We start from the raw sequence: 22,932 nt of genomic DNA on the forward strand, positions 1-22,932 counted from the left end.
TTTTCAGCTCTGTTTTGGACGTTTATAAAACGGTGTGCGGACAATCTTCGCTTTTACCGTTTTTTTACGGATTTCCACTTCTACTTCCGTTCCGACTTCACTGAATTCCGTTTTGATTAAGGCAAGGCCGATATTTTTCTTTAAAGTCGGAGATTGCGTGCCTGTCGTGACTTCACCGATCGGAACACCGTCTTTTTTCACGGCGTACCCGTGTCTCGGAATCCCTTTTTCAATCATCTCAAGTCCGACCAGCTTTCGCGGGGCTCCTTTTTCTTTCTGTTCGCGCAATACAGACTTCCCGAAAAAATCGGAATCTTTCTTGTGTTTCACGGCAAATCCGATTCCGGCTTCAATCGGTGTAATATCTTTCGTCAATTCCTGACCGTATAAAGCAAGCTTCGCTTCAAATCTCAGCGTATCACGGGCGCCGAGGCCGCACGGAACGAGACCTTCATACTCTCCCGCTGCAAGTATCTCCTTAAATAGATGAACTGCATCTTCATTGCGGCAATATAACTCAAACCCGTCTTCACCGGTATAGCCTGTTCTTGAAAGCAGGACTTGTCGTCCGGCAACGTCCGCCCCATCAATAAACGTAAACGGCTTTAAGGAGGACAAATCACATTCAGTCAGCTTCGCAAGAACCGACTGAGCATTCGGCCCCTGAACGGCAAGCAGTGAAATCCCGTCAGACTGATTCGTCAGCGTGACATCGCCTTCTGCATGTTCCGTCAGCCAAGCGATGTCTTTTTCAATATTGGACGCGTTAATCACGAGCAGATAGCAGCTCTCGCTTTTCTGATAGATCAGCAAGTCATCCACCGTACCGCCGTCAGGATAACACATGGCGGTATAGAGCGCGTTTCCCGGCTTTAAATCGGCAACGTCATTTGTCATCATTTTTTGCAGAAAAGACAGGGCGTCTTTACCGGATACTTCAACTTCCCCCATATGAGACACATCAAACAGGCCCGCTTTTGTGCGGACGGCTTCATGCTCCTCTTTAATAGAAGAAAATTGAACCGGCAGCTCCCATCCTCCAAAATCAATTGTTTTTCCGCCGTATTCTTTATACACGTCATAAAGCGGTGTTCGTTTCAGCATCATCTTCCCCCTTCAGTCATTGGCGCATTGTAAAAACATATAAAAAAGGACAGAGAAACACCTCATGAAAATGAAGGTTTCTCTGTCCCGGCACCTGAAAGTTTACTTTATGAACATATCATAAAGACGTCCCCTTTGGTGGCCTGCTTCTTCTAAGTGCAGACACTCTCCAGAGTTGCGTCGAGCAAGAGTTCTTTTGCCTGAGAGATTCACTCCGCAGTTTGCTCCTTCGGCGCCCGGACGCCCATCTTTCGTCCGAGTCTCTCCCCTTGCTGTCATTCGCTCATATTTACCAATTTTATGGACATACTAAAGCAATATCTTTTAGTGAAATCATTACTTATATCCTACCACCCTCACTTACGTCCGGCAACAAAAATTATGATAAATCAGTTTTTTAAAAGAAAGGCGGTTTTGTTACATATGACAGCAGAGATCATATTTGATGCAAACTGGCCGGGAGAGTTTTCTGAGCGGCTGAAAACGGACGGTCCCTGGTCAAATTGGGAGATGTACAAACTGTCGGCTGAAGTCCAGCAGACCCTTGCCATTCCTGAATTTGAAGGATTGAGGGCTCCTTTATACCTGCCCGATTTCACTCCGCTTCCCCATCAGCTTGAAGTCGCGCAGAAAGTCGTTGAAAAAATGAACGGCAAGGCGATTTTAGCTGATGAAGTGGGGCTCGGAAAAACGGTGGAAGCGGGCCTGATTTTAAAAGAATACATGATTCGCGGGCTGGCCAAAAAAATCCTGATTCTTGTGCCGGCATCACTCGTTTCCCAGTGGGTCAAAGAGCTTCAGGAGAAGTTTTTGATACCCGCTGTTGAACAGAAGAAAAGCTATGTGTGGGAACAGTGCGATATCGTCGTTTCTTCTATTGATACGGCCAAACGCTCGCCTCACAAGGACATTGTGCTTTCTATTCCGTATGATCTCGTCATTATTGACGAGGCGCACAAGCTCAAAAACAGCAAAACGAAAAATTATGAATTTGCGAGAAGTCTTGTGAAGAAATACTGCCTGCTTCTGACGGCGACGCCGATTCAAAACCGGATCGAAGAAATCTTCAATTTAGTGTCACTGTTAAAGCCCGGCCATTTAGGAAATGAAAGCGGATTTCAAGAAACCTTCAATCAGAAGGACGGGATTGACGCTCATGAGCATTTGAAAGAGCTCGTCAATAAGGTGATGATCCGCAACACGCGGAGCGACACCGGCCTTACATGGACGAAGCGCCACGTGAAAACAGTACCGATCACCTTTTCACCGACGGAACAGGCGCTTTACGATGACATCGCCGCACTGAAAAACGGCACGGAAAAGCCCGCAAGCGCATTTTCCATTATGACGCTGCAAAGAGAGTGCTGTTCAAGCAGGGAAGCCGTGTATATGACGCTCAAAAAAATGCTTGACCAAAAAGACAAACATGCGCCCGCATTCGATGACCAGACGATCGCTAATTTAATGGACCGCATCAATCAAGTCACGCAAAACTCAAAAGCAATTCAAGTTGTTGACTTGATCCAAAAGATTAATGATAAAGTCATTATTTTTACTGAATACAGGGCGACACAGATTTACCTGCAATGGTTCCTTCAGCAGAACGGCATAAGCTCCGTTCCGTTCAGAGGCGGATTTAAACGCGGAAAAAAAGACTGGATGAAGGATCTCTTCCGCGGCAAAGTGCAGGTGCTGATCGCTACAGAAGCCGGAGGCGAAGGGATCAACCTGCAATTCTGCAACCATATAATCAATTATGACCTGCCGTGGAACCCGATGCGGCTTGAACAAAGAATCGGAAGGATTCACAGACTCGGTCAGGAAAGAGATGTCCATATCTACAATATGGCGACAAAACATACGGTGGAAGAGCATATCTTAAAACTTCTGTATGACAAAATTCATTTATTTGAAAATGTCGTCGGAGAATTAGATGACATTTTAACAAAAATCAAAGTGAGCAATTTTGAAGACCATTTGCATGATATTTTATGCCATTCGCTGACAGAGGAAGAAATGAGAATCAAAATGGACAATCTCACCTCTTTTCTGTCGTACGGTACGGACAAGCCCGCCAGAAAAAAAGGATCTTAATCTAAAAGGAGGAAGCGCGACATGAGACAGCAGGAGGTTCACGAATTTTTACTGCGCTTTTTTGAAGCGAACCACTGTCCGATTACAGAACACGGGCCGGGTTTTATGACGGTTCAGTTGACGGTCGAGATGGACAAACAAATTATGAACCGCCCGTTTTATTGGCATTGGCGTGAAAAAACGGGCGGCGAACCGAACCCGATGAAGATCACGTTCATCACTGATAAAGAAACGGCTCCGGAGGATATGGACGGCGAATTTATTTACTTTGGAGCCCCGCGCCTCTTTCAAATCTTTCAAGCAGTTAAACAAAATGGGAGATTTACAAGAATATATGAGAAAATTGTATCAGCCGGAGCCAGAGTGCCGCTTCAGCCCTGGCTGGGATTAAATGTAGTGATTTCATACCAATCCGACATGAAAAAAGACAGACTTTTGTCTTTAGGCCTGCATCTTGTTTCTGGAACAATTATAGAAGGGTTTCAGCAGAAGCTTGCACCGCTTCCGCTGACCTCGCAAATATCAGACTATTGCTTTACCATATCGCCGATGATTAAGCCGGAAAGCGGGATTAAAAGGATGGAGCATTACTTAAAAGACGCTGCCGCCAAAGAGCCGTCAGACTGGGCTGACAGCGCGATCGCCAGATGGAAAAAGGACCTCAGGCTGCTCGATCAGTTTTATGAGCAGACAGAGGAAAAACCTGAGGAATACCATTTGGAAAAACAAGCGCTGAAAGCCTTATATCAGCCGAAAATTCACATTCAGATTGAAAACGGCGGTTTATTTTTCCTGCAAAGTAATTTTTCTGGATAAGCGTTATCCATTCGACACCTTTCCCGTTTTTTCTGGAAATTCTATATTATAATAAAAGTATATAGAAAAAATTTCTGGCGTTTCGCATGCGATGAATCACTTCCAGACATGTAAAGATAAGGTCATGGCCGGATTGGCTGAAATACATAAACAAGTATTTTAGGAGGAGAAAATGCATGAAAAATGCAAAAACAGGATTTTCACAATTAGATAAGGAATGGGTTGAGCTGATATTAGAAGCCCAAAAAGCAAATATCAGCCTAGAAGAAATACGCAAATACCTGCTTTCGAATAAAAAGTCTTCTCAACATATCCAGGCAGCCAGAAGTCATACCGTAAATCCTTTCTGAATGTGCTATAATATCACAAGGAAGGTGATGACATTGATTGGCCAGCGTATTAAACAATACCGAAAAGAAAAAGGCTACTCACTATCAGAACTAGCTGAAAAAGCTGGGGTAGCGAAGTCTTATTTAAGCTCAATAGAACGAAATTTACAGACGAACCCCTCCATTCAATTTCTCGAAAAAGTCTCCGCTGTTCTGGACGTCTCGGTTCATACTTTACTTGATGAAAAACATGAAACCGAATACGATGGTCAATTAGATAGTGAATGGGAGAAATTAGTTCGCGATGCAATGACATCCGGGGTATCAAAAAAACAATTTCGTGAATTTTTAGATTATCAAAAATGGAGAAAAGCGCAAAAAGAGGAGTAGTGCCGCCATATGTGCACAACTCCTCTTTTAACTGTCCGACTTTCGGATTAGTTTTTATCCTCACTGTGAGCCTTTTCATTTTCCTTGACGTAACCGTCTTTATCCGTATGATCTTTCGTAATGGTCAAGCCGTTCCATTGCGTTGCTTCAAAAGAGAATTGAAGAGAAATCGCATTGCCTTGGAACTTGTTTTGCACACTTAATCCGTCCGCAGTTTTTGCGGTGTCATTTTTAAATTGGATTTCCATTCTCACCTGGTCATAATCAGCAGGCGTTTTCGGAACTCCGTCGTACTCAGGAGCTGTTTTGCCGTTAATGGTTGCTACATTGACTTTTCCGCTCCCACTCAGGAATTTCGGATCAATGTGCTTGCTGATCGCTTCGGCAGCTGCTTTATCCTGTTTTGTTGACATTAAGTATAAGTCTTTCAGGCTGGCCGCCTTCAAAATGATATTTTTAGGATAGCCGTTGCCCCCTTCTTTACCGACTGTCAGAACCGTAATTTCAAACTGGCTGAGGAAATCCTCCGCAGATTCATTTCCTTTCTTTGCTCCTTTAAAGTCAGTAAAATTCAAAGCCATCAGCACTTCTTTAATGGCAAGTGAACCGTTGTTTCTGAATTCGAAATCTTTCGTCAATTTATCGCCTGGTTTTAAGTTTGACAAATTGACATTGGCTGATTGTTCTTTAGCCGATAAATCAAGTGTTCCTGACGCAAATGTAGCGTCCGTCGACTTCACATCATTAAATGCGGCCCATGTGCCTCCTCCTACTAATGCTAAACCGAGTGCGGCTGAGGCAACGCCCAAGCTTAATTTCTTTTTCATACCCATGTTTGTACTCTCCCCTTACTTTTTATTTTTGTTATCAAATCCTGTCGCCAGGTTGCAACCGTATTCATGTGGAGATGGTTCCCTTTTTCGCATGTTCTTCCAGCGCTTTCGTTTTCCGCTCAATATCGCGGAGGGCGCTGACAATGACTGTTATTGAGTAAATCAAAAGCATGACGCCGGGAACGATTAACAGAATCGCCGTTCCGATCGGCTGGCTGGCCAAATGTATGACATATCCGGCATACGGAAGCTGATATCCCGTATACTGGGCCGCCACTTTTTCAGCTTGAACGGGTGCGGCATCCGGGGCGGCATTATGGTCCCCTTTTGTCTCAAACAGCAGGTTCCCGTCCTTTTTTGTGATCCCGATTATTCTGTGTGTGACGGCTGTTCCGTCATCTTGCGTAAAGGTGATCACATCCCCTTTTTTTAAGTCATTTACGTCAGAAATTTTCTTTACCGCTATGAGCGAACCCGTCTTAAATTCCGGGTCCATTGAACCCGACAGCACGGATTTCAGCGTATAGCCGAAAATGGCCGGCTCACCCCCGGAAGCCCGGGTCGAAATCACCGTTAACGTCAGCACAATAATCAAGCTGAAGATGACGGCATACAAAATATTACTGATCAGTTTCAGCGTTTTTTTCATGTTCTTCCCCGCTTTCTTTTACCGGCTCAGCCGGCTCTTTCTCCGTTTTCTTTAGATCGGAAACGGTCGCCTGTTCCCGGCATTTGACGAGTTTCATCGGTTTTGACCACTCAAATTTTTCTTCGTCGGCCGGGTACCCTTCAGGCTTGTAAACCTTGAATGCGTATATGCCCGGCTGCAAAGACCGCTTTGACTCAATTTTATAAATCGTTTTGCTTTTTTTATCAGTAATAAGCCCTTTATCCACAACATTGCCGTTTCGTAAAGGCTGCTGCTGAGAAGCGATTTTATGGAGCTCCCATTTCCAGTCAGAAACAGTCCGCTCTTTTCCCTTATTCTCCAGCTCGGCATAGAGCTGAAGCGGCGCACACACAGTGCCTGACGTATCAGTTTGATTTGTTATATGTAAATCACTTTGATCCCAGCGTTCGTCATAACGGCAATCGTCATCCGTATATTGAAAATCTCCGCACGTTTGAACCGGGAGACTGAAGCTTTTCACATCATTGAAGGAGGAACTTGTATCACCTGTGAACTGAGCACATATCATCACGGACAGGCAAAAAATGAACGAAAGCCGTAAAAATAGCATCATCCGCCATCTCACCTTGCCCTTTTTTTCCATTCGCAACAATCGGAACATGCCTTCCCCCCTGTAAAACTGTTAATAAATATGACAACCGTTCTCTTTAAAGAACTGTATGAACAAAGTATAATCAAGGATTATCGTCTTGAAAAATGTCAAATTCGGTCAAATTGTTCGTTTTTAAGAATGGCATCTTTCAAAAACATCGTTTTGCTTCAAATTACACACCTTTTTGGAATTTTTTCTAATAAAACGTGAGAAAATAACGAGGTGCCTAGCACAAAATGGAAAGTATATACAGCGAAAGGACGAAGAATGATGATCAAACAAAGTCTGATTTGCCTTTCTCTTCTTGTTTTCGGGGTTTCAGGAACAGCTCAGGCGGAAACGGTGCCTTATTATGCTGTTCACCATAAATCAAAATGGGAAAAGTTAGCAGAAAAAGAAGCTAAAAAAAGATATCCGCTCGCCCAAACGTTATTTATTCAAAAGGTGTGGGATCGGAAAAGAACGGACGAAGCAGTCAAGCAATACCACTTGACATTGCGGGATGGCGCAAAAGAATTTGGTGTGTTTGTTACGATTTCTTTTAATCCCTACAGCCAAAAAGTAAATAAAATTGCCGTCATTGAGGAATACCAATAAGGCCCTCCTGTATCAGGAGGACCTTTCGTGTGATTCAACTTTATTTTTTCCGTTGCATCCACAGCTTAAAACTGTACGGCAATATTCCGAACCAGTGCTGAGAAGCCGGCACTTTCTTTTCTTTCCGCACTTCTTTTCGCTCTCTCCGTTCCTGTTTCGGCGTATCGAAATATTTAACGAATTGCTCAGTCATATATTTTACATAATCATTTGTTTTCACGGCTCTCACCTCATAGTGCTGTCTTTACTATGAAGTGTTGTCCCGCCGCCTCTTTTTTATACTTCCGTCCATTGAATCAGCTGTTTCTTCTTCTGATCGAACAAAAGGTGAGCCTCCCGTCTCGTGCCTGTCGTGGTTTCCGCCTGAATTGTAACCTGAACCGTTTCCCTTCGGTCACTCCCGGTGATGTGAAAAGAAACGGTGCCGTACGGAAAACGCTGTGTACCAGTTTGGCCCTTTTGTCCCTGTGTCATATGGCGGCTTGACAGCAGCGCGCCGTTTTGGAGCAGGTTCTCTCCGATCCAGTACTCCCCGGCCTCTTTTGCAAATGTTTTTCGGGTGATGAAATCAGATGAAGTATAGCTGATGACAAGTAAAACTGCGGCAGAAACAAACAGAACCGCGGGATATATAAAACCGTCAGATTTGTACATTTAATCACCTTTAAAAGAGCTGTAAACCGGAATGACCGCCTGATACTTTTTACCTGTAACGCTTGAGATCTCTAATAAGAGCAGGCCGTTTTTCACATCAGCCGTTAATGATGCCGCGTTTTGCAGGATCGGCACGTGGCCTTTTCCGTTTACTCTTTTCCTTATCATCTTATGATAAATTTCAAAACGCACTTCTTCGCCTCCTGTTTTCCGGCATGCTAACGCCCGTCCGCCGTCCGCCGGCTTCACAGTCTCAGCCTGTTTACATTCGTTCATGATCTGCTGAACGGCAATTTGATGCTCCCGGCTGTCTAATCCGCCGTTATCGGTCCGGTTTGATAAGAACAGATGTAAAATCGGGCCCAGGGTGCCTGATAGGAAAAGACAGACTGCCAAGGAGAACAAAACATTAAGAAGCGTAAAGCCAGTCTGTTTTGAGAATGCTGAGGCACATTTCTTTTTCGCCGGGGTCAGCCGCACACACTTTGTAATACTCACCATCCTCCTTCCACTTCACACCGGGAGACGGCGGCTTTTTTCCGGTCATCATATAAGTGCTGATATGTTTCTGAAGAAGCTGGTACGCTTCCTGGCGATCTTCTATTTTCAGGCCATCTGTCAGCATGCCCGTCCAGACTGGAATGATAGACGTCATAAGGAACAGCCAAATGGCCATTGCTGATAGCGTTTCAATAGTAGAGAACCCCTTATTTCCGTTTAGCATGGACATTTCCGCTCCCTAAGTAAACTGTTATCTCATAGGTGAACCCGGCGCTCTTCAATTGAATCTTTCCTCCCGAATTCGGATGGCCTTTTTCGTTAAATTCAAGGCTCTCCGGTAAAGTCACAAGTGTAATATGAAGCGAATCAAAAGAACGCTCGACAATCCTTCCGCCTGACTGCAGTTTGTATTTATGCTCTTTTGGAAGAAAAGTGATTTTTGTTCTATTATGTTCTGCGATAGCCGTTTCCTGAGCAAGCTGAATATCTTTTTGGAGCTGTTCTGTTTTTTGCCGCACGACAAGGTGGGTGCAGACCGGCGGAACCGTCGTGAACAAAACCGTCAGCAGGACGGACGCCAGGCTTAACACAATCAGGCTTTCAAGAAGGGTAAACCCATTTTCTGTCCGCCTGTTATTGTTCAACTGTAACTTCTCCGCCACTAATTAAGATCTGTTTACCATTCGGGCAGGCTGTATTCTTTTTGATATACCCCTCTGATTGTAAATCGTTCATATCCGGCATTTTACCTTCATGGTCGATTTCGTACGCCGTCACTTGGGCTTTCACCATATTCTGCAGTCCTTCACAGCCTTTACGCTGAATGCTTTGATTATGTTTTGTAACGTTAGGAATGGTGATTAAAAGCAGAATGGAAACGATAAATAAAACAATCAGCATTTCAATTAAAGTAAATCCACCTTGATTTTTCAGACGAAGCACTCCCTTACATTTGGTTCATCATCTGGTACATCGGCATCAGCATTGACATGTAGACAATTAAAATCATACCGGCCACAACACCGTAAATGACAGGCTGGAGAATGCCGGTATACTTCGCCGCGTTTTGTTCAAGACGCTCCATCATAAACTGGCTGTACGTATAAAGTTCGCGGTGAAGCCGGCCGTTTGCCTGTCCGTGGCTGACTGCAGCCGCAAGGTCTTTTTCATAGCACGGATGCCCGGAAAGAGCGGATTCTATGGTTTCTCCGGCTTTCAGACGTGTAATGAGCATCTCTGCTTCTTCACGATAAAAAGGCAGAAAAGATTGTTCTTTAAAAGCTGTTAAGCTGTCATAGATAGAAAGGCCGGATTTCAGAAGACTGCTGAGCTGTAAAGAGAAAAAGTAGCTGTTAAAAAGAACGGCCGCTTTTCCTAATAGGGGGATTTTCACAACAATCAGCATTTTATCTTGCGGGGATTTTTTCTTACATAAGAACCAAACGTACAAAAACAAGCAGAAAGCGGCGGACAGCGCCAGTGCGCAGGCTTCATGAAAATGCCGAAAAAACGCAAAGATCAAAGCAGTCGCACCGGATGTATTCATATTCATTGATTGATAAATCCCAGAAAACTGCGGAATGATTAAACTTTGCAGGATATAAAACATGACACAGACGGAAGATATTAAAAACATCGGATACCGGAGCATTTTTTTGATTTGATTCGTCTGCATGAGCTTTCTCTGTAACAAGTCGCCGCTTTGTTTCATCGCCCCCGGCAATTCCCCGTGTTTCTCAGCGAAATAGCAGATAGAGACGGCTTCTTTGTGAAAAGACAGTGCCTCAAGCACTTGGTAAAACGCATCACCTTCCCTCAGCCGGCGGATTCCGTCCGTCAGCTCTGCAAGCTGACGTTTATGCAGCTGGAGTTTCAGCAGTCTTAGCCCTTCAATCAGACTGTATCCTTTTTCCGTCATTTCACCGAGCCTTTTCAAAAAAGCCGCTTGATCCTTCAACGGCCAGGTTCGTTTAATCCGCTTCATGATACACCCACCGATCGTAATTGTCGGTCGTGACATAGCCGAGCGCGATTCCTTTTCTGATCAGCCTGCGGAGCGTCTGATATTGAAAATTGGCGTGCTCTCCCTTTGCTTCCTGAAAGCATTGGGTGAGGTTTTTCCCGTAGAGCAGTTCATAAATGCCCGCACGGCGTGTCTGCCTGTACATCCGGCAGTACACGGAACAGTTTTCCTCTTTGCAGAACGGACATGTTAAATCAACCAGACGCTGAGCGGCAATGGCAATGACGGTTTGTTCAATTTCTGTCATGTTCACGCCGAACTCCAGCAGCCTGTATATGGCGCCCTTAGCATCTCTTGTATGCAGGCTTGAAAGAACGAGGTGTCCCGTCATTGCCGCGCGGACTGCGATTTCAGCCGTCTCGGCATCCCTGATTTCCCCTAAGATGATCATATCGGGATCATGTCTTAAAATCGCTTTTAAACCGGCGGAATATGTGACTCCGGCTTTTTCATTCACCTGAACTTGCAGCACATCCTCATCTCTTGTTTCTACGGGGTCTTCAAGCGTGACAATCCGCCGGTTGAAATGCCGTTTTGCATAGTTGACAAGCGAGTAAAGAGTGGTCGTTTTTCCAGATCCGGTCGGGCCGGTAAACAGAAGCAGGCCGTGCGAATGCTTCAGAAAGGACAATAATGCGGCGCCTGCCCCCCGAAATAAGGACAGTTTATCCAGAGGGGGAATCTGCTGCTTAGGCAAAAGCCTGATAACAAGACTTTCATCATTCATTGTCGGCAAGGTTGACATTCTCAAATGAACGGTTTCTGTCGGAAGCGGCAGAGACAATGACCCGTTTTGCGGCTTTCGTCTTTCTCCTATATCCATGGCCGATAAAAACTTGAAATGAGAAATAAGCCTTACACATTCCTCTTTTTTTAAGACTCTTTTTTTCACAAGAGCATGGCCGATGCGAAAATGAATGAAAGCATCCCTTTCTCTCGGCACAATGTGTATATCTGAAGCCCTTGCCGTATAGGCCTCGTTTATGATGTTCCTGCTGTATGATTCAATATTTTTCACAAGACTTCCCTCCTTCCGCACGTATTGTAAATCAGATACACAAAAGCCGGCAAAGGAGAGATTATGCGTTTTACACTGTGTAAAACGCAAAAAAATAAAAAACAAGCCCCCTGACATTGATTTACCGAATGAAATCCGGAACCATTCGGCCATTTTCAGCCATCAAAAAAAGCAGGCGAATGCCTGCTCTTCTTAGCGTTTCTTTTCTTTCCGCAAATATTTTTTTTGATGCTCCCTCAAAATGTCCCCTGTCCAGCCTTTGTGCCGCAGATAAATATAAATCAGCAGGGTTGATACAATAATGAGCACGATGGAACAGATATACGCATATTTCCAATGAAGCTCCGGCATGTTATCAAAGTTCATCCCCCAGAGAGCTCCAAGCGCCGTCATCGGTGTAAAGAGTGTTGTAAAGATCGTCAAGGCTTTCACAATTTCATTTCCTCTTTGGGAGGTAATGACTTCCTCGGCGTGCAGCAGATTGCTCAATTCCTGATCAAACTCATTGATATATGTAATTCCTCTTTCCATCTTTTGATGAGCTCTGAGGTAATCTTTCTGCCTGTCATTTTTCGGAAGAAAAGCTTCTTTTAAAGCCATTTCTACTTTTTTAGCCCCCAGTGTAAGACCTTTCCAAATGAACAGCTCATGGCGCAGTTTATGCACATTTTCCAAGATTCCTTTGCTGTTGTCATCATGAATCTGCCATTTCAGCGTCCGCTGCTTGACTTCAAATTCATCCAGTCCGATCAGATAGGAATTCATCAGCTCTCCGAGTAAAACGAAAAAGCCTTCAATCGGATTTTCACAGGTTTGAATCTGCTGTGTGGCATGCTTTTCTTTTACACCGCGCAGCAGCGAAAAATCAAAATTAATTGTAAAAAAGAAGTCTCTCGTAATATAAAAGTGAAATACGGTATGGTTTTTTTCATCATCTAATCCTTGATGATAGATTAAAGAACCGAAAACCGCTTCATTATTCTGATCATTTGTATCTGAGCGCAGAAAGTTTATATGATTTTCATGTTCAAACCACTTTTCGCATTGCGGCCAGTGATTGTGATGGATCATTTTTTTCGCTTCTGTTTTTTCATGCGGACCGAGCTGGTACCACAGCCAGTCCGCACCCGAATGTACCTTCATCTCTTGTCATCCTCCAGTATCGCTTTCTTGTTTTATTACCGTAAATGAAGCAGGCTAAACCAGGTTCGATGTTTGAGCAGCCTTCTACAGTGGTATTATTCCGAAAAAAGGGAGGTGCAAGCCTTCCTTCGCGGAAGGCGTTACATTGTATATCATCAAACTATCTGCCATCGTACTATTTATTTTATTAACGGCGTGTTTTGTCGCCATAGAGTTTTCAATCGTTAAAGCAAGGCGCTCCCGCATTAATCAGCTCATTGAGGAAAATGTAAAAGGAGCAAAAGCAGCCAAGCATGTCATTACACACCTTGATGAATATTTATCGGCCTGCCAATTGGGTATCACCGTCACCGCTTTGGGAATCGGCTGGCTGGGTGAACCGACAGTCAAAGCAATGCTTCAGCCGTTATTTTTAAAGACCGGAGTTCACGAAGCGGTTGCCCAAGTCCTGTCATTGATCATCGCCTTTCTGCTGGTTACATATGTGAATGTCGTCATCGGCGAACTCGCCCCGAAAAGTTTTGCTATCCAAAAAGCCGAGCGGATTACACTTTTGTCTGCCAGACCGATGATTTTGTTTTATAAGTTAATGTTTCCGTTCATCTGGCTGCTCAATCATTCCGCCCGCCTGATTACAGCAATGTTCGGCTTGAAGCCTGCTTCCGAACATGAAATGGCTTATACGGAAGAGGAATTGCGGGTGCTCCTTGCCGAAAGCTATCGAAGCGGCATGATTAAAAAAAGCGAGCTGCATTACGTAAATAACATTTTTACATTTGATAAGCGCACTGCCAAAGAAATTATGGTGCCCCGGAATGAAATGGTGAGCCTGCCGTTAGACAGCGGATCGGGACATATGCTCCGGGACATTATCAAAACAAATAAATATACCCGGTATCCCGTAGTAAAAGGAGATAAAGATCATGTAGTCGGCATCATCAATATAAAAGAAGTTTTATTCAGATTCCTGTCAGAAGGAGCGGCGTTTACAAAACACGAACTCAGCCCTTACATCCAGCCGGCGATCCACGTGATTGAGACGATTCCGATTTATCAATTATTCGTTAAAATGCAGCGGGAACACGCCCATATGGCCATTCTCATTGATGAGTACGGCGGAACCGCGGGATTAGTAACGGCGGAAGATATCATTGAAGAGATCGTCGGCGAAATCCGCGACGAATTTGATACGGACGAAACACCTTCCGTTCAAAAGCTTGGGAAGAACCGCTATCTCCTGAACGCCAAATTGCTGATCAGTGACGTCAATGATGTACTCGGAACAGAGATTACGGCTGATCAAGTCGATACACTGGGGGGCTGGTTTCTTACTCAGCATATTGACGCGAAGCCCGGGAGCACCATTGATTTTGAAGGCTACACATTTACGGTAAAAGAAATCGACAGCCATCATATCATTACGATTGAAGCTGAAAAAGCTGAATAGCTGAGGGAGACATCCCTCCCGGCCATTCAGCTTTTTATCATCTTAATGATTCTTTTACGATAAATCCGTTTTTTGCCAGCGCTTTCGCCAGACTCTGCTCCGTTTTCACTTGAGAAAAATCGATGCCGAGCTTCACGACGGTCTGCGCGATTTCCGGCCTGATGCCTGAGATTGTCGTTTCTATGCCAAGAAGTTTTGTGCTGTCAATCACTTTAAAAATCTGATAAGCGACCATCGTATCCACAATCGGCACACCTGATATATCTAAAAATAAATAAGAAAGACGGAGTGAAGAACATTGGTCAAGCACCGATTCCAAAATCATTTTTGCCCGGTAGGTGTCAATTTCGCCGACGAGCGGCAAAATTCCAATACCGTCGGCAATCGGCATAATCGGCGCGCTTAGTTCGTTAATCATTTCTTTTTGGGCGTTTAATTGTGTAACCGTCACTTTATAATATTCCTCTGTAAATACTTCAATCATATGGTCAATTGCTTTGTTCAGCTTCTCTCCCCAATGGAATACCGCATTCGCCCCAGGCTTCTCAGACATTGTTTCACAGCACGTCTGTATGCGGTTCCAGACCAATCTCCGGAATTCTTTAAAGCTCGTGACGCTTTCATAGACCGGTATTTCATGGACGGCCCGGTCCCTTGCGAACTGAAGCGCCCATTTCGTCAGCTCCTCTTCCCCGCCGTCTTTTTCCGATAAAATGCCGGCAACGATTTCAATTAACAGACGGTGCTGCATTTCCGCTTTCTGATCATCTGTAGGCCGCCCCGATTTTGGTATGAGCAGCCACTGGCGTGTGATTTCACCTGATTCTTCAATTAAGGTTCGAGATAATGCTTCACTCAAATGTTTCACGGGTCTCCTCCATTCAAATTCCTTTGTATGTATAAATCGGCGCCGGACGCACATACTGTAATTACATCCGATGGGCTATAGCCAAGCGGTAAGGCAATGGACTTTGACTCCGTGATCGTTGGTTCGAATCCAGCTAGCCCAGTCCCGCAACCGCAAAAAACGAAGATTAGCTGATAAATTTTGATCAGCGGATCTTCGTTTTTCTCTTATGATACAGATTGATGTACCGTTTTTTTCTTCGTCAGCTTCATCAGTTCTCCCGGATTGTATCCGATAACGAGTTTATTGCGATCGATCAGAATCGGACGCCGCAGCAGTTTCGGCTTCTCAGTCAAAAGCTTCAGCACTTCATTTACAGTCATTTCTTCAATGTTCAGGTTGAGATTTTTAAATGTTTGACTTCTCGTCGCCAATATTTCATCAATTCCTTCAGTCGTTAATGATAAGATCTGCTTCAATTCATCAATTGTCGGTGTCTCCCTGAATAGATGGCGCTCTTGAAAGTCAACATTGTGGGCTTTTAACCAATGTTTCGTTTTTCGGCATGATGTGCAGCTCGGGTATGAATAAAAAATAAGTTCTTTCATTTTTAAAAATTCCTCCCTCGGATAATCCGTCTCTTTGTTAACATAAGTACCCTGAACTTTTTTTCATTAAACATATTTCAAAAAGATTTTTCGGATCTTTTTCAGAGAGCGGCATAAGATATAAAACACAGGGAAAGACATAAATTCCACAATAAATATAATCATGAAAATGTTTACATTTTGAGTGCCGATCTATTATAATAAACTTCAGATAGACTCTCGGGAGGGGATAAGGAATGAATCGCATGTTCCGGGTGTTAGGATTTTGGACGGGGATATTTGCAGTCATGTTTTTTTTAGGGGGCATGAAAGACGCTTCACTTTTGTTTTTTGGACAGACGATCTTTTTCGTATTTCTTTCTTATTTGAATCTGACTGAGCGGATGTATATTTATATTTTCGGAGCTTACTTAACCGTATTTTTCGCCGGATTTACATATTACTCTATTTTTATTATGACACCGGGCGGCGGAACCCACTGACAGAAAAAGACAGACCGATTATGGTCTGTCTTTTTTCATTTACAGTGAAAAACCATTGATAAACGGGTTTCGCTCCTGCTCTGTCTGAATATCCGTTTCCGGCCCGTGCCCGCTTAACACAAGTGTATGTCCGGGAAGCGTGAGCAGTTTTTGATGAATGGAATCAAGCAATACGTCCTGACTTCCGCCGTGTAAATCAGTTCGGCCGATGCCTCCCTGAAAGAGCACATCACCTGAAATCACCAGATCCGCGTCCTTCACATAATAAGAAACGCTTCCCGGTGAATGTCCCGGCGTAAACAATGTCTCCAAATGGAAAGGCCCGATGTCCAATATGCCGTCGCCTTCAATCAGCCGTTCGGCGGGCCGTGCCGTTACGGCGATGCCCCGCAATATGCCCGATCCGTTTAAGGAAGAGTCCTCCAGCCACTTTTCTTCATTTTTGTGAAGATATACGGGAACATCCCATCTGTCTCTTACTTCGTCAAGCGCGCCGATATGGTCAAAATGGGCGTGCGTTAGTAAGATGGCCAGCGGCTTCAGATTGTTTTCTTTTATGTAATTGTTGATTTTGTCCGCTTCTCCGCCCGGATCAAAAATAAGACAAGACTGATCCTCACTGACAAGAAAATACGCGTTTGCCTGAATCGGACCGGCCGGCATTCGTCTCCATTTCACTTTCATCACCTCTTTATGTATATGCCCATATTATGAAGGTTTTCTGCGGAAGATTCAATGAATGCGGCCGGGAAAACGCTATCGACAAACAAAATGAAAACGGTTAAAATGAAATGGAAAGATTTTCAGGTTCCAATGACAAAGGAGGAGCATGATGTTACTTGTTGTAATCTTCGGCCTTGTCGCATTATTAGCTGTATTAGGAGTCCTGCGGGCTGTCAGACAGAGAAATATCCTGGGATTTTTGTTAGCCGCCGCCACGCTGGGCGTGTTTGGCTGGTTTACCGTAATGACCGTTGTAACCAGCGGCTATCCGACTGCACATTAAAAGCCTGTATCCAATGGATACAGGCTTATTTTTTATTGCTGCAAATGTTTATTGACACTTTTGATTTTGCTCTCCAGCGTCGTTTCTTTATCACGTCTGTCATCAATGCGGATATTTGTCGCCACTCTGTGCAGCCCTTTTTGGAACGGGGCTTCGTGAATGTCCTGAATGACTGCGAATAAGTCGCTCAGCTCACCTTCAATCAAAGTGTTCATCGGCGTGAGCTGAAATTTGATTTTGCCGGCAGCTTTGTAACCCTCCAGAATGTTTTGCACATCCGCTACATACTCACTGACGCTCGGTGTTTTTGTTCCGATCGGAATGATTGTCACATCTGCAATTGCCATTTGGTTCAAACTCCTTTTTCATTTGTTATGATTGGTTCTGTCATGCCTGTTTTCAGTGAAATCAGACGGTCATACGTAAAGCCGTATAAAGCGTATTCCCCGTTCGGAGAGATCTGAATCGGCTCCATTTCCGTGTTTTTGAGCACCGTCCGCTCCCGTTCGTCTCCTAAGTCAAAGCTGATCAGATTGTAAGAGCGGCCTTCAGGCTTGAATATGTAAAACCGCTTGTGTGTCTGATCGTAATCATACTCCATCGGCGCAAAGCTCTCATACTTTTCTTGGAGAGGAAAGCGGTGCGTCACGGATGCCGGCTTTTGGAAAAGGAACTCGCCGTCTCCGTCCGATTGATCCGTTTGTCTGACGGCAATCGTCATGCCTGGGCGGGAATCGGCCCAGATGACGTGATGAAGCACTCTTTTTTCTTTTTTTGTCTGCAAGTCATAAGAATATAAAGGACCCTCTTCCTCCGTTTTTCCTTGCTTGATATATTGGAATTCATCAGTGGAGGTCCAATGGACAAAAGGGGCCTGAACGGGACTCTTTTTTAAAATGCCGTTGTTCATATCGGCCGTATAGGCTGTGAAGTCCCATGTTTCAGTAAAAACGGTAATTATCATTTGATACGGGTCATACGGATTCCAAGCCGTCTCCAGCTCATAAGAGTTAAAGGCTTTGTGATAAAGTCTTTTCCCCTGCTTGTTCATAAGCACAAGCTCAGTCTGACCGCTGCTTGTCACCTGTACGAGAATCAGCTGTTTTTTCCGGCTGATCTTTACATTGACAATATTGCCCTTTGTTTCATATAGCCGTTCGGATTTTCCGCTGAAAAGATCATATTTCATCAGCTGATGATGTGCTGTATACAGAATCGTTCTGTTATCCAGCCATCCTTCCGTTTTCTCCGCTTCCTTTTTACTGAGCGGAACGATTTTCTGTTCTGCCGATTTTGCCGAAACGCCTGTGTCTTGCTGCTGATGAGATGGTTCACAGGCCGCTAAACACAGAACGAATGCGGACAGCAGAACACAAACCAAGTATCTCACCAGCCTTCCCTCCATTCTTTTCTATTGTCCCATATTTGTTTATGTAAACAAATGAGAAATTTCACAGATGTCTCAAAAAACAAGCGACCTCCACAAAATACCTTCCGTCGCTTGATAAATATCAGCAAACTGATGAAAAGGCAAAGGGTTTTTTCCCTTTCCGAGCTCAATGGTATAGCCCTCTTTTCCATACTGCTGTATAAACCAATCCCTAAAACCCGCATGGCTGTCAATGGTTTTAACGCCTTGATAGCGGTTTCCGCTTATCGCTTCAAACTCCCGAATCATCCGGGATGATTGCTCCGGTTCACATCCTTCGTATCCCCAATAAATCTCTTCTCCCTGCGTATGAAGCGCGATCAGCCTGTCAGGCGGCTGCTCCGTTATCAGCCGGTGCATCGCCTGCGCCTCCGGTTCAGTGAGCGGCGCCGTCCCTGGAAAATCACGGTATGAAGGGGCCTTCGGTTTGCGCCTCTGTTCAATATCCCAATTGGATGGGAAATTTTTATTTAAATCCACACCGTTTATATTCGCCTTCCATTCGCGGAAATCCGGGCGGTGCTCATTTAATTGATTAAGAAATTCATTTTTTTCTGATAAATCTTCACATCCGTAAAGTACGAGATCAACACCGTCGGGATTTACGAGCGGAACGAATGACAATGATGTCAGGCTGAATATATCAAGCGCAGAGTGCCCGAAAACGGTTTTATTTTCGCATAATGCCGCGCAATATTCTTTACACCATTTAAGCGCGACCGAGGTGGTGATCCATTCATTGGCATGAAATGAGGCATTTACATGGACTTTTCTTTCAGCCGTATCCGCACCTATTTTCAGCTCATAAAGCGGCTTTCCCAATACGGAACTGCCGATTTTACGGCACGTGACAAACGGAAAGACATCCGTTATTTTCTCAATTTCTTCATAAACCGATTGGGACCCGTACACCTTTTCTTCCTTCACCCATTGATCAGCGGAAAGAATCCTTTCACAGTGCCGGATGTATCGCGAAAGCCCGCTCAGCGTCTCAAGCGGCGGACTCTCTGACTGCCCGCACACAGCAAAGCCGGGACAAAATAATTCATCGTTTTCCGCCGTTTTATCAGCGGCTTTCAACAGTTTTTCATCAATTGAAAGCACCTTTGCGATATCTTTCATATGCTGTTTCAATTCAGGTTTGACACGAATTCCCGCCATGTTCATCCCCCTTTTTTAAAAACTATATGACAGGGGAGATAAAAAAAGAAAGCCGCCCGCGATATGGGCAGGCAGACTTTCTTCAGCAGTTTTGATGTTTGAGCCATTCATTTTTGGCAATCCACGCCCCGCCGATGACTCCGGCGTCATTTCCAAGTGCCGCAATCGAAATATCGGCCGCTTCCGCAGAACGCGGGAACGCGGTGATTTTGAAGGTCTCTTCCACTTTTGACCGCAGGATTTCACCCGCTTTAGACACGCCTCCGCCGAGCACGATTTTCGTCGGGTTCATGGCGCTTGCCAGGTTTCCGAGCACGAGGCCTAAATGTTTTGCGACATAATCGACGACTTCAAGCGCTGTCTTATCCTGCTGTTTAGCCGCTTCGAACACGTCACGTGCCGTCAGATCATCCACTTGTAAGAGCGAAGAGTCGGAAACCGCCGCAAGCTTTTCTTTCGCGATGCGGACGATGCCTGTTGCGGACGCAATCGTTTCGATGCAGCCGGATTTTCCGCAGTTGCACGGAGCTCCTCCTTCCGGAATACTGCAAATATGACCGATTTCTCCGCCGGCCCCGTTTTTACCGTGAACGATTTCTCCGTTGACGATGATGCCTCCGCCGACTCCGGTTCCGAGCGTCACTAAAATGACATCTTTGGCCCCGTCACCTGCACCCTTCCACATTTCTCCGAGCGCCGCGATATTGGCATCGTTTTCAATGACGGCCGGAATACCCGTTTCCGCCTCGAGATGGTCTTTCAGCGGATAGTTTTTCCACCCCATATTTGTCGTCTCATAGACCATTCCCGTCGCCATTTCCACGGGTCCGGGCGCTCCCATTCCGATCCATTTTACGATCCGTTTCGGCTTGTTCAGTTCTTCCAGCTTCTGGTCAAGCGCTTTGGCGATAGTGACCGTAATTGTATTTCCTGATTTATCGGTCGGAACTTCCCATTTATGCTGAATTTCACCGTACATGTTGATAAAGGCCAGCTTGATGGTTGTTCCGCCAAGATCAATCCCCGCAAACCATGTATCTTCCATAATAATCTCCTTTTCTTATTAAAATCCTGCTGTGTTATCTGCCTTTGATCCGCTCCGATTCTCTCTGAAGAACTCCGGCGGCTTTTTGCCATAATTCTCTTTCAATCACGTTTGACAAGTACATTTCCTTTAATTCATCTTTCATAAAGTCAATTTCGGCTTGTCTGTCACCGAAATAAACGATATGTCCGAATGACTTAAACAGCTGCTGCACGTCATAAAATGAATTCATCTTCTTCACCATTTCTATTCTTCTTAGTATAAGCGTATTTCATCACTGATCCGGGCGTCAAGCAAAAAACGATTGGAGGAAATATCCTTGTATTATTTTCATAAATTGTATATTCAAAATTGTAAAAAAACACTCATTTATGCGTTTTTCTGTTACAATACTTTCGTGCCCAAAAGCACAAAAGGATTAAAGTTTGATGGGGTGTTGTTTTGAAACAAGAAAAAAGGCTGACGTTCATCTCAGCCATCAGTTTATTTGTCTTGATGTTAGCAGTCATTATTTCCTGCCTGTTTTTCTTTCATACAGAGCCGCATATGCCGCTGTTCTTTTGCGTCATTATTCTGTCTCTGGCAGGTTTGTGGCTCGGTTTCTCGTGGGACAGTCTTGAAAAAGGAATTGTCAGCGGATTGAAAAACGGTGTGCAGCCGATTATCGTGCTGGCTTTGATCGGTGTGCTGATCGGCGCCTGGATGTACAGCGGCGCCATTCCCACCGTCACCGTTTACGCTTTGTCAATTATACAGCCGAGTCAGCTGCTTTTGACCGCATTATTTTCCTGCATGATTATCAGCACGCTTGTCGGCTCAAGTCTGACAACTGTCAGTACAATCGGCGTCGCGCTGTTAGGGGTAGCAAGCGCGGCGGGAGTTCCGCTCGAATGGACGGCGGGAGCAGTCATTTGCGGGGCTTGTTTCGGTGATAAAATGTCACCGATGTCCGACACGACGAATTTTGCCGCCGGAATCGGCGAAATTCCGATTTTTAAGCATATTCGCCATATGATGGGCACTACCGTTCCGGCACTGCTGATCACGATTGTTCTTTTTTATATTCTCGGTTCATCGGTTTCAATAAATGCCGCTTCAACGCAAAATATTGAGGCGGTCATTTCCGGAATAAAAGAGGCCGTTCACGTTACGCCTTGGTCGCTTCTTTCACCTCTGTTGGTGATCATTTTAGCTGTGAGACGGGTTTCCGTGATTCCGGTGCTTACCGCCGGTATTATTTCCGCAGGGCTTCTGACTGCTGTTTTTATTCCTGACAGCAGCATTCAAGGATTTATATCCGCCCTGCAAAGCGGGACGGCGTTTAAAACCGGCGACCAGGCTGTGGCCAGCATTATCAACAGAGGCGGGCTCCAATCGATGATGGGATCAGTCTCTCTGATCATGATCGCCTTTGCGCTCGGCGGCCTGATGGAAAAAACGGGCCTGATCGCGGCGCTGCTTCAAGGATTGATAAAAGGCGTGCATACGAAAGGACGTCTTGTCATGGCGACCGTCTTCTCAAGTATAGGCGTAAACCTTGCGACAGGTGAGCAGTATTTGTCGATCTTAATTCCGGGCCAATCTTATAAACCTTTATATGACAAGCTCAGCATTAAGCGGATTCACCTTGCGCGGTCGCTTGAGGACGGCGGAACATTGATCAACCCGCTGATTCCCTGGGGAGTAAGCGGCGCTTTTATGGCAAGCGCATTAGGGGTTTCCGTCATCGACTACCTGCCGTTTACCTTTTTCCTGTACATTTCTCCTATGATCTCAATTCTGCTCGGTTTCCTGAAAAAAAGCTGACAATACGAGAAAACCTGCCGTTTTTTACCGGCAGGTTTTCTTATGCAAAAAATCCCGCTGAAAAACGGGATTTGTTTAAAATGCCTGCTGAATGAATTTGTTTCTGATAAACGGTATTTTTAAAAAGAAATGAATGAATGACCGTCTGATCCCCGGCTGGCTGAGCACGCTGTTCATCAGACGGTAGCGGTTTTGGTAAACGGCTAAAACAGATACGGCGCATAATGAGTAGATCAACATTTTTTTCATCTTATCCCTCCTGCCCCTATCGTTTGTCAAACAGCGAGAATTATTCCGGTGCAAGAAGTTTTTTATG

Annotated in this window: 31 protein-coding genes, 1 tRNA gene and 1 riboswitch; of the genes, 10 read left to right on the plus strand and 22 right to left on the minus strand. The window is 44.8% G+C overall.

All coding sequences use genetic code 11. The annotated features are described in order from the left end of the window. Positions 1-3: 3 nt before the first annotated feature. Positions 4-1,104 (minus strand): glycine cleavage system aminomethyltransferase GcvT, encoded by a 1,101-nt coding sequence (gene gcvT, locus NYE50_RS13700; protein WP_061890721.1) that lies wholly within the window; start codon positions 1,102-1,104, stop codon positions 4-6. A gap of 178 nt (positions 1,105-1,282) precedes the next feature. Beyond that, a riboswitch (glycine riboswitch) is annotated at positions 1,283-1,383 on the minus strand. 144 nt (positions 1,384-1,527) lie between these two features. Between gcvT and NYE50_RS13705 the strand changes: the two genes are divergently transcribed. The 4 genes from NYE50_RS13705 to sinR all read left to right on the plus strand — a co-directional run bounded on the left by NYE50_RS13705 (position 1,528) and on the right by sinR (position 4,733). Next, a complete protein-coding gene (locus tag NYE50_RS13705; RefSeq protein ID WP_038461530.1) occupies positions 1,528-3,198 on the plus strand; it encodes a DEAD/DEAH box helicase in 1,671 nt (556 codons plus the stop codon). Positions 3,199-3,219: 21 nt separating this feature from the next. Next, the gene (locus NYE50_RS13710; RefSeq protein ID WP_014418368.1) at positions 3,220-4,014 is read left to right on the plus strand and encodes a YqhG family protein; all 795 of its coding nucleotides are present in this window, start codon (positions 3,220-3,222) and stop codon (positions 4,012-4,014) included. 176 nt (positions 4,015-4,190) lie between these two features. Continuing rightward, positions 4,191-4,364, plus strand: a complete 174-nt coding sequence (gene sinI, locus NYE50_RS13715; RefSeq protein ID WP_159354372.1) for an anti-repressor SinI — start codon at positions 4,191-4,193, stop codon at positions 4,362-4,364. A 33-nt stretch (positions 4,365-4,397) separates the two neighbouring features. Further along, positions 4,398-4,733, plus strand: a complete 336-nt coding sequence (gene sinR / locus NYE50_RS13720) for a transcriptional regulator SinR (protein ID WP_003153104.1) — start codon at positions 4,398-4,400, stop codon at positions 4,731-4,733. 47 nt (positions 4,734-4,780) lie between these two features. Here the strand turns inward: sinR and tasA are convergent, their stop codons facing one another. The 3 genes from tasA to tapA form a co-directional block, all read right to left on the minus strand. After that, entirely contained in the window at positions 4,781-5,566 is a 786-nt protein-coding gene (tasA, locus tag NYE50_RS13725) for a biofilm matrix protein TasA (RefSeq protein ID WP_017418136.1), read from the minus strand. A 64-nt stretch (positions 5,567-5,630) separates the two neighbouring features. Continuing rightward, positions 5,631-6,215 carry a signal peptidase I SipW gene (gene sipW / locus NYE50_RS13730; RefSeq protein WP_012117977.1) on the minus strand — a complete coding sequence of 195 codons (585 nt, stop codon included), beginning with the start codon at positions 6,213-6,215 and terminating at the stop codon, positions 5,631-5,633. Then, complete coding sequence (gene tapA / locus NYE50_RS13735; RefSeq protein ID WP_014418371.1) at positions 6,187-6,858, minus strand: amyloid fiber anchoring/assembly protein TapA; 672 nt, start codon at positions 6,856-6,858, stop codon at positions 6,187-6,189. The genes sipW and tapA overlap by 29 nt, the downstream gene beginning before the upstream one ends. Positions 6,859-7,116: 258 nt before the next feature. Here tapA and NYE50_RS13740 point away from each other — a divergent pair, with 258 nt between their 5' ends. Further along, positions 7,117-7,446 (plus strand): DUF3889 domain-containing protein, encoded by a 330-nt coding sequence (locus NYE50_RS13740; protein WP_012117979.1) that lies wholly within the window; start codon positions 7,117-7,119, stop codon positions 7,444-7,446. Positions 7,447-7,486: 40 nt separating this feature from the next. Here NYE50_RS13740 and NYE50_RS13745 read toward each other — a convergent pair whose 3' ends face one another. From NYE50_RS13745 to NYE50_RS13785, 9 genes are all read right to left on the minus strand, one after another. Then, complete coding sequence (locus tag NYE50_RS13745) at positions 7,487-7,666, minus strand: YqzE family protein (RefSeq protein WP_003153093.1); 180 nt, start codon at positions 7,664-7,666, stop codon at positions 7,487-7,489. Positions 7,667-7,722: 56 nt separating this feature from the next. Beyond that, positions 7,723-8,100, minus strand: a complete 378-nt coding sequence (gene comGG, locus NYE50_RS13750; protein ID WP_017418138.1) for a competence type IV pilus minor pilin ComGG — start codon at positions 8,098-8,100, stop codon at positions 7,723-7,725. Then, positions 8,101-8,496, minus strand: coding sequence for a competence type IV pilus minor pilin ComGF (comGF, locus tag NYE50_RS13755; protein WP_021494311.1), 396 nt, complete (start codon positions 8,494-8,496; stop codon positions 8,101-8,103). A gap of 13 nt (positions 8,497-8,509) precedes the next feature. Next, entirely contained in the window at positions 8,510-8,824 is a 315-nt protein-coding gene (comGE, locus tag NYE50_RS13760) for a competence type IV pilus minor pilin ComGE (RefSeq protein WP_017418140.1), read from the minus strand. Continuing rightward, positions 8,808-9,245, minus strand: a complete 438-nt coding sequence (gene comGD / locus NYE50_RS13765) for a competence type IV pilus minor pilin ComGD (RefSeq protein ID WP_159354373.1) — start codon at positions 9,243-9,245, stop codon at positions 8,808-8,810. The genes comGE and comGD overlap by 17 nt, the downstream gene beginning before the upstream one ends. After that, entirely contained in the window at positions 9,235-9,543 is a 309-nt protein-coding gene (comGC, locus tag NYE50_RS13770; RefSeq protein WP_159354374.1) for a competence type IV pilus major pilin ComGC, read from the minus strand. Before comGC ends, comGD begins: the two co-directional genes overlap by 11 nt. 4 nt (positions 9,544-9,547) lie before the next feature. Next, on the minus strand, positions 9,548-10,585 hold the full coding sequence (comGB, locus tag NYE50_RS13775) for a competence type IV pilus assembly protein ComGB (RefSeq protein ID WP_053284924.1): 1,038 nt from the start codon (positions 10,583-10,585) through the stop codon (positions 9,548-9,550). Continuing rightward, complete coding sequence (comGA, locus tag NYE50_RS13780) at positions 10,572-11,642, minus strand: competence type IV pilus ATPase ComGA (protein WP_159354375.1); 1,071 nt, start codon at positions 11,640-11,642, stop codon at positions 10,572-10,574. The genes comGB and comGA overlap by 14 nt, the downstream gene beginning before the upstream one ends. A gap of 192 nt (positions 11,643-11,834) precedes the next feature. Continuing rightward, a complete protein-coding gene (locus tag NYE50_RS13785) occupies positions 11,835-12,785 on the minus strand; it encodes a magnesium transporter CorA family protein (RefSeq protein WP_014418379.1) in 951 nt (316 codons plus the stop codon). A 145-nt stretch (positions 12,786-12,930) separates the two neighbouring features. Between NYE50_RS13785 and NYE50_RS13790 the strand changes: the two genes are divergently transcribed. Further along, positions 12,931-14,232, plus strand: coding sequence for a hemolysin family protein (locus NYE50_RS13790; protein WP_007408318.1), 1,302 nt, complete (start codon positions 12,931-12,933; stop codon positions 14,230-14,232). A gap of 37 nt (positions 14,233-14,269) precedes the next feature. Here the strand turns inward: NYE50_RS13790 and NYE50_RS13795 are convergent, their stop codons facing one another. After that, a complete protein-coding gene (locus NYE50_RS13795) occupies positions 14,270-15,100 on the minus strand; it encodes an STAS domain-containing protein (protein ID WP_039254482.1) in 831 nt (276 codons plus the stop codon). A gap of 71 nt (positions 15,101-15,171) precedes the next feature. On the opposite strand from NYE50_RS13795, the gene NYE50_RS13800 reads away from it, so the two are divergent. Further along, positions 15,172-15,242: transfer RNA gene (locus tag NYE50_RS13800), tRNA-Gln, on the plus strand. 64 nt (positions 15,243-15,306) lie between these two features. Here the strand turns inward: NYE50_RS13800 and NYE50_RS13805 are convergent. Continuing rightward, on the minus strand, positions 15,307-15,687 hold the full coding sequence (locus tag NYE50_RS13805; RefSeq protein WP_003153079.1) for a Spx/MgsR family RNA polymerase-binding regulatory protein: 381 nt from the start codon (positions 15,685-15,687) through the stop codon (positions 15,307-15,309). A 236-nt stretch (positions 15,688-15,923) separates the two neighbouring features. Here NYE50_RS13805 and NYE50_RS13810 point away from each other — a divergent pair, with 236 nt between their 5' ends. Next, a complete protein-coding gene (locus NYE50_RS13810; RefSeq protein WP_003153078.1) occupies positions 15,924-16,169 on the plus strand; it encodes a DUF2626 domain-containing protein in 246 nt (81 codons plus the stop codon). Between the two features lie 39 nt (positions 16,170-16,208). On the opposite strand, the gene NYE50_RS13815 is transcribed toward NYE50_RS13810, so the two are convergent. Then, entirely contained in the window at positions 16,209-16,847 is a 639-nt protein-coding gene (locus NYE50_RS13815) for an MBL fold metallo-hydrolase (protein WP_003153077.1), read from the minus strand. 154 nt (positions 16,848-17,001) lie between these two features. Between NYE50_RS13815 and NYE50_RS13820 the strand changes: the two genes are divergently transcribed. Next, positions 17,002-17,175 (plus strand): DUF2759 domain-containing protein, encoded by a 174-nt coding sequence (locus NYE50_RS13820; RefSeq protein ID WP_003153076.1) that lies wholly within the window; start codon positions 17,002-17,004, stop codon positions 17,173-17,175. A gap of 32 nt (positions 17,176-17,207) precedes the next feature. Here the strand turns inward: NYE50_RS13820 and NYE50_RS13825 are convergent, their stop codons facing one another. The 5 genes from NYE50_RS13825 to NYE50_RS13845 all read right to left on the minus strand — a co-directional run bounded on the left by NYE50_RS13825 (position 17,208) and on the right by NYE50_RS13845 (position 21,054). Then, complete coding sequence (locus tag NYE50_RS13825; protein WP_061860712.1) at positions 17,208-17,522, minus strand: MTH1187 family thiamine-binding protein; 315 nt, start codon at positions 17,520-17,522, stop codon at positions 17,208-17,210. A 5-nt stretch (positions 17,523-17,527) separates the two neighbouring features. Next, a complete protein-coding gene (locus NYE50_RS13830; RefSeq protein ID WP_159354376.1) occupies positions 17,528-18,565 on the minus strand; it encodes a YqgU-like beta propeller domain-containing protein in 1,038 nt (345 codons plus the stop codon). Positions 18,566-18,637: 72 nt separating this feature from the next. Continuing rightward, positions 18,638-19,765: a M14 family metallopeptidase gene (locus NYE50_RS13835; RefSeq protein ID WP_159354377.1), complete on the minus strand. Its 1,128-nt coding sequence runs from the start codon at positions 19,763-19,765 to the stop codon at positions 18,638-18,640. 82 nt (positions 19,766-19,847) lie between these two features. Next, on the minus strand, positions 19,848-20,810 hold the full coding sequence (gene glcK, locus NYE50_RS13840) for a glucose kinase GlcK (protein ID WP_014418385.1): 963 nt from the start codon (positions 20,808-20,810) through the stop codon (positions 19,848-19,850). Positions 20,811-20,844: 34 nt separating this feature from the next. Next, entirely contained in the window at positions 20,845-21,054 is a 210-nt protein-coding gene (locus tag NYE50_RS13845) for a YqgQ family protein (protein ID WP_007408313.1), read from the minus strand. A 197-nt stretch (positions 21,055-21,251) separates the two neighbouring features. Between NYE50_RS13845 and nhaC the strand changes: the two genes are divergently transcribed. Then, positions 21,252-22,616 (plus strand): Na+/H+ antiporter NhaC, encoded by a 1,365-nt coding sequence (gene nhaC / locus NYE50_RS13850; protein WP_021494320.1) that lies wholly within the window; start codon positions 21,252-21,254, stop codon positions 22,614-22,616. Between the two features lie 75 nt (positions 22,617-22,691). Here nhaC and NYE50_RS13855 read toward each other — a convergent pair whose 3' ends face one another. Beyond that, on the minus strand, positions 22,692-22,865 hold the full coding sequence (locus tag NYE50_RS13855; RefSeq protein ID WP_094296041.1) for a hypothetical protein: 174 nt from the start codon (positions 22,863-22,865) through the stop codon (positions 22,692-22,694). Positions 22,866-22,932 lie beyond the last annotated feature (67 nt).

The sequence above is a fragment of the Bacillus sp. EU55 genome (genome assembly GCF_038005925.1).
Taxonomy (GTDB): Bacteria; Bacillota; Bacilli; order Bacillales; family Bacillaceae; genus Bacillus; species Bacillus velezensis.

Coding starts and splice junctions, on each gene's coding strand:
- NYE50_RS13855 (WP_094296041.1), bottom strand. CDS start 22,865: ATGAAAAAAATGTTGATCTACTCATTATGCGCCGTATCTGTTTTAGCC.
- comGG (WP_017418138.1), bottom strand. CDS start 8,100: ATGTACAAATCTGACGGTTTTATATATCCCGCGGTTCTGTTTGTTTCT.
- NYE50_RS13710 (WP_014418368.1), top strand. CDS start 3,220: ATGAGACAGCAGGAGGTTCACGAATTTTTACTGCGCTTTTTTGAAGCG.
- comGB (WP_053284924.1), bottom strand. CDS start 10,585: ATGAAGCGGATTAAACGAACCTGGCCGTTGAAGGATCAAGCGGCTTTT.
- NYE50_RS13805 (WP_003153079.1), bottom strand. CDS start 15,687: ATGAAAGAACTTATTTTTTATTCATACCCGAGCTGCACATCATGCCGA.
- NYE50_RS13810 (WP_003153078.1), top strand. CDS start 15,924: ATGAATCGCATGTTCCGGGTGTTAGGATTTTGGACGGGGATATTTGCA.
- tapA (WP_014418371.1), bottom strand. CDS start 6,858: ATGTTCCGATTGTTGCGAATGGAAAAAAAGGGCAAGGTGAGATGGCGG.
- NYE50_RS13835 (WP_159354377.1), bottom strand. CDS start 19,765: ATGGCGGGAATTCGTGTCAAACCTGAATTGAAACAGCATATGAAAGAT.
- comGE (WP_017418140.1), bottom strand. CDS start 8,824: ATGCTAAACGGAAATAAGGGGTTCTCTACTATTGAAACGCTATCAGCA.
- NYE50_RS13705 (WP_038461530.1), top strand. CDS start 1,528: ATGACAGCAGAGATCATATTTGATGCAAACTGGCCGGGAGAGTTTTCT.
- NYE50_RS13845 (WP_007408313.1), bottom strand. CDS start 21,054: ATGGTGAAGAAGATGAATTCATTTTATGACGTGCAGCAGCTGTTTAAG.
- glcK (WP_014418385.1), bottom strand. CDS start 20,810: ATGGAAGATACATGGTTTGCGGGGATTGATCTTGGCGGAACAACCATC.
- sinI (WP_159354372.1), top strand. CDS start 4,191: ATGAAAAATGCAAAAACAGGATTTTCACAATTAGATAAGGAATGGGTT.
- NYE50_RS13740 (WP_012117979.1), top strand. CDS start 7,117: ATGATGATCAAACAAAGTCTGATTTGCCTTTCTCTTCTTGTTTTCGGG.
- tasA (WP_017418136.1), bottom strand. CDS start 5,566: ATGGGTATGAAAAAGAAATTAAGCTTGGGCGTTGCCTCAGCCGCACTC.
- NYE50_RS13785 (WP_014418379.1), bottom strand. CDS start 12,785: ATGAAGGTACATTCGGGTGCGGACTGGCTGTGGTACCAGCTCGGTCCG.
- NYE50_RS13820 (WP_003153076.1), top strand. CDS start 17,002: ATGTTACTTGTTGTAATCTTCGGCCTTGTCGCATTATTAGCTGTATTA.
- NYE50_RS13825 (WP_061860712.1), bottom strand. CDS start 17,522: ATGGCAATTGCAGATGTGACAATCATTCCGATCGGAACAAAAACACCG.
- sipW (WP_012117977.1), bottom strand. CDS start 6,215: ATGAAAAAAACGCTGAAACTGATCAGTAATATTTTGTATGCCGTCATC.
- gcvT (WP_061890721.1), bottom strand. CDS start 1,104: ATGCTGAAACGAACACCGCTTTATGACGTGTATAAAGAATACGGCGGA.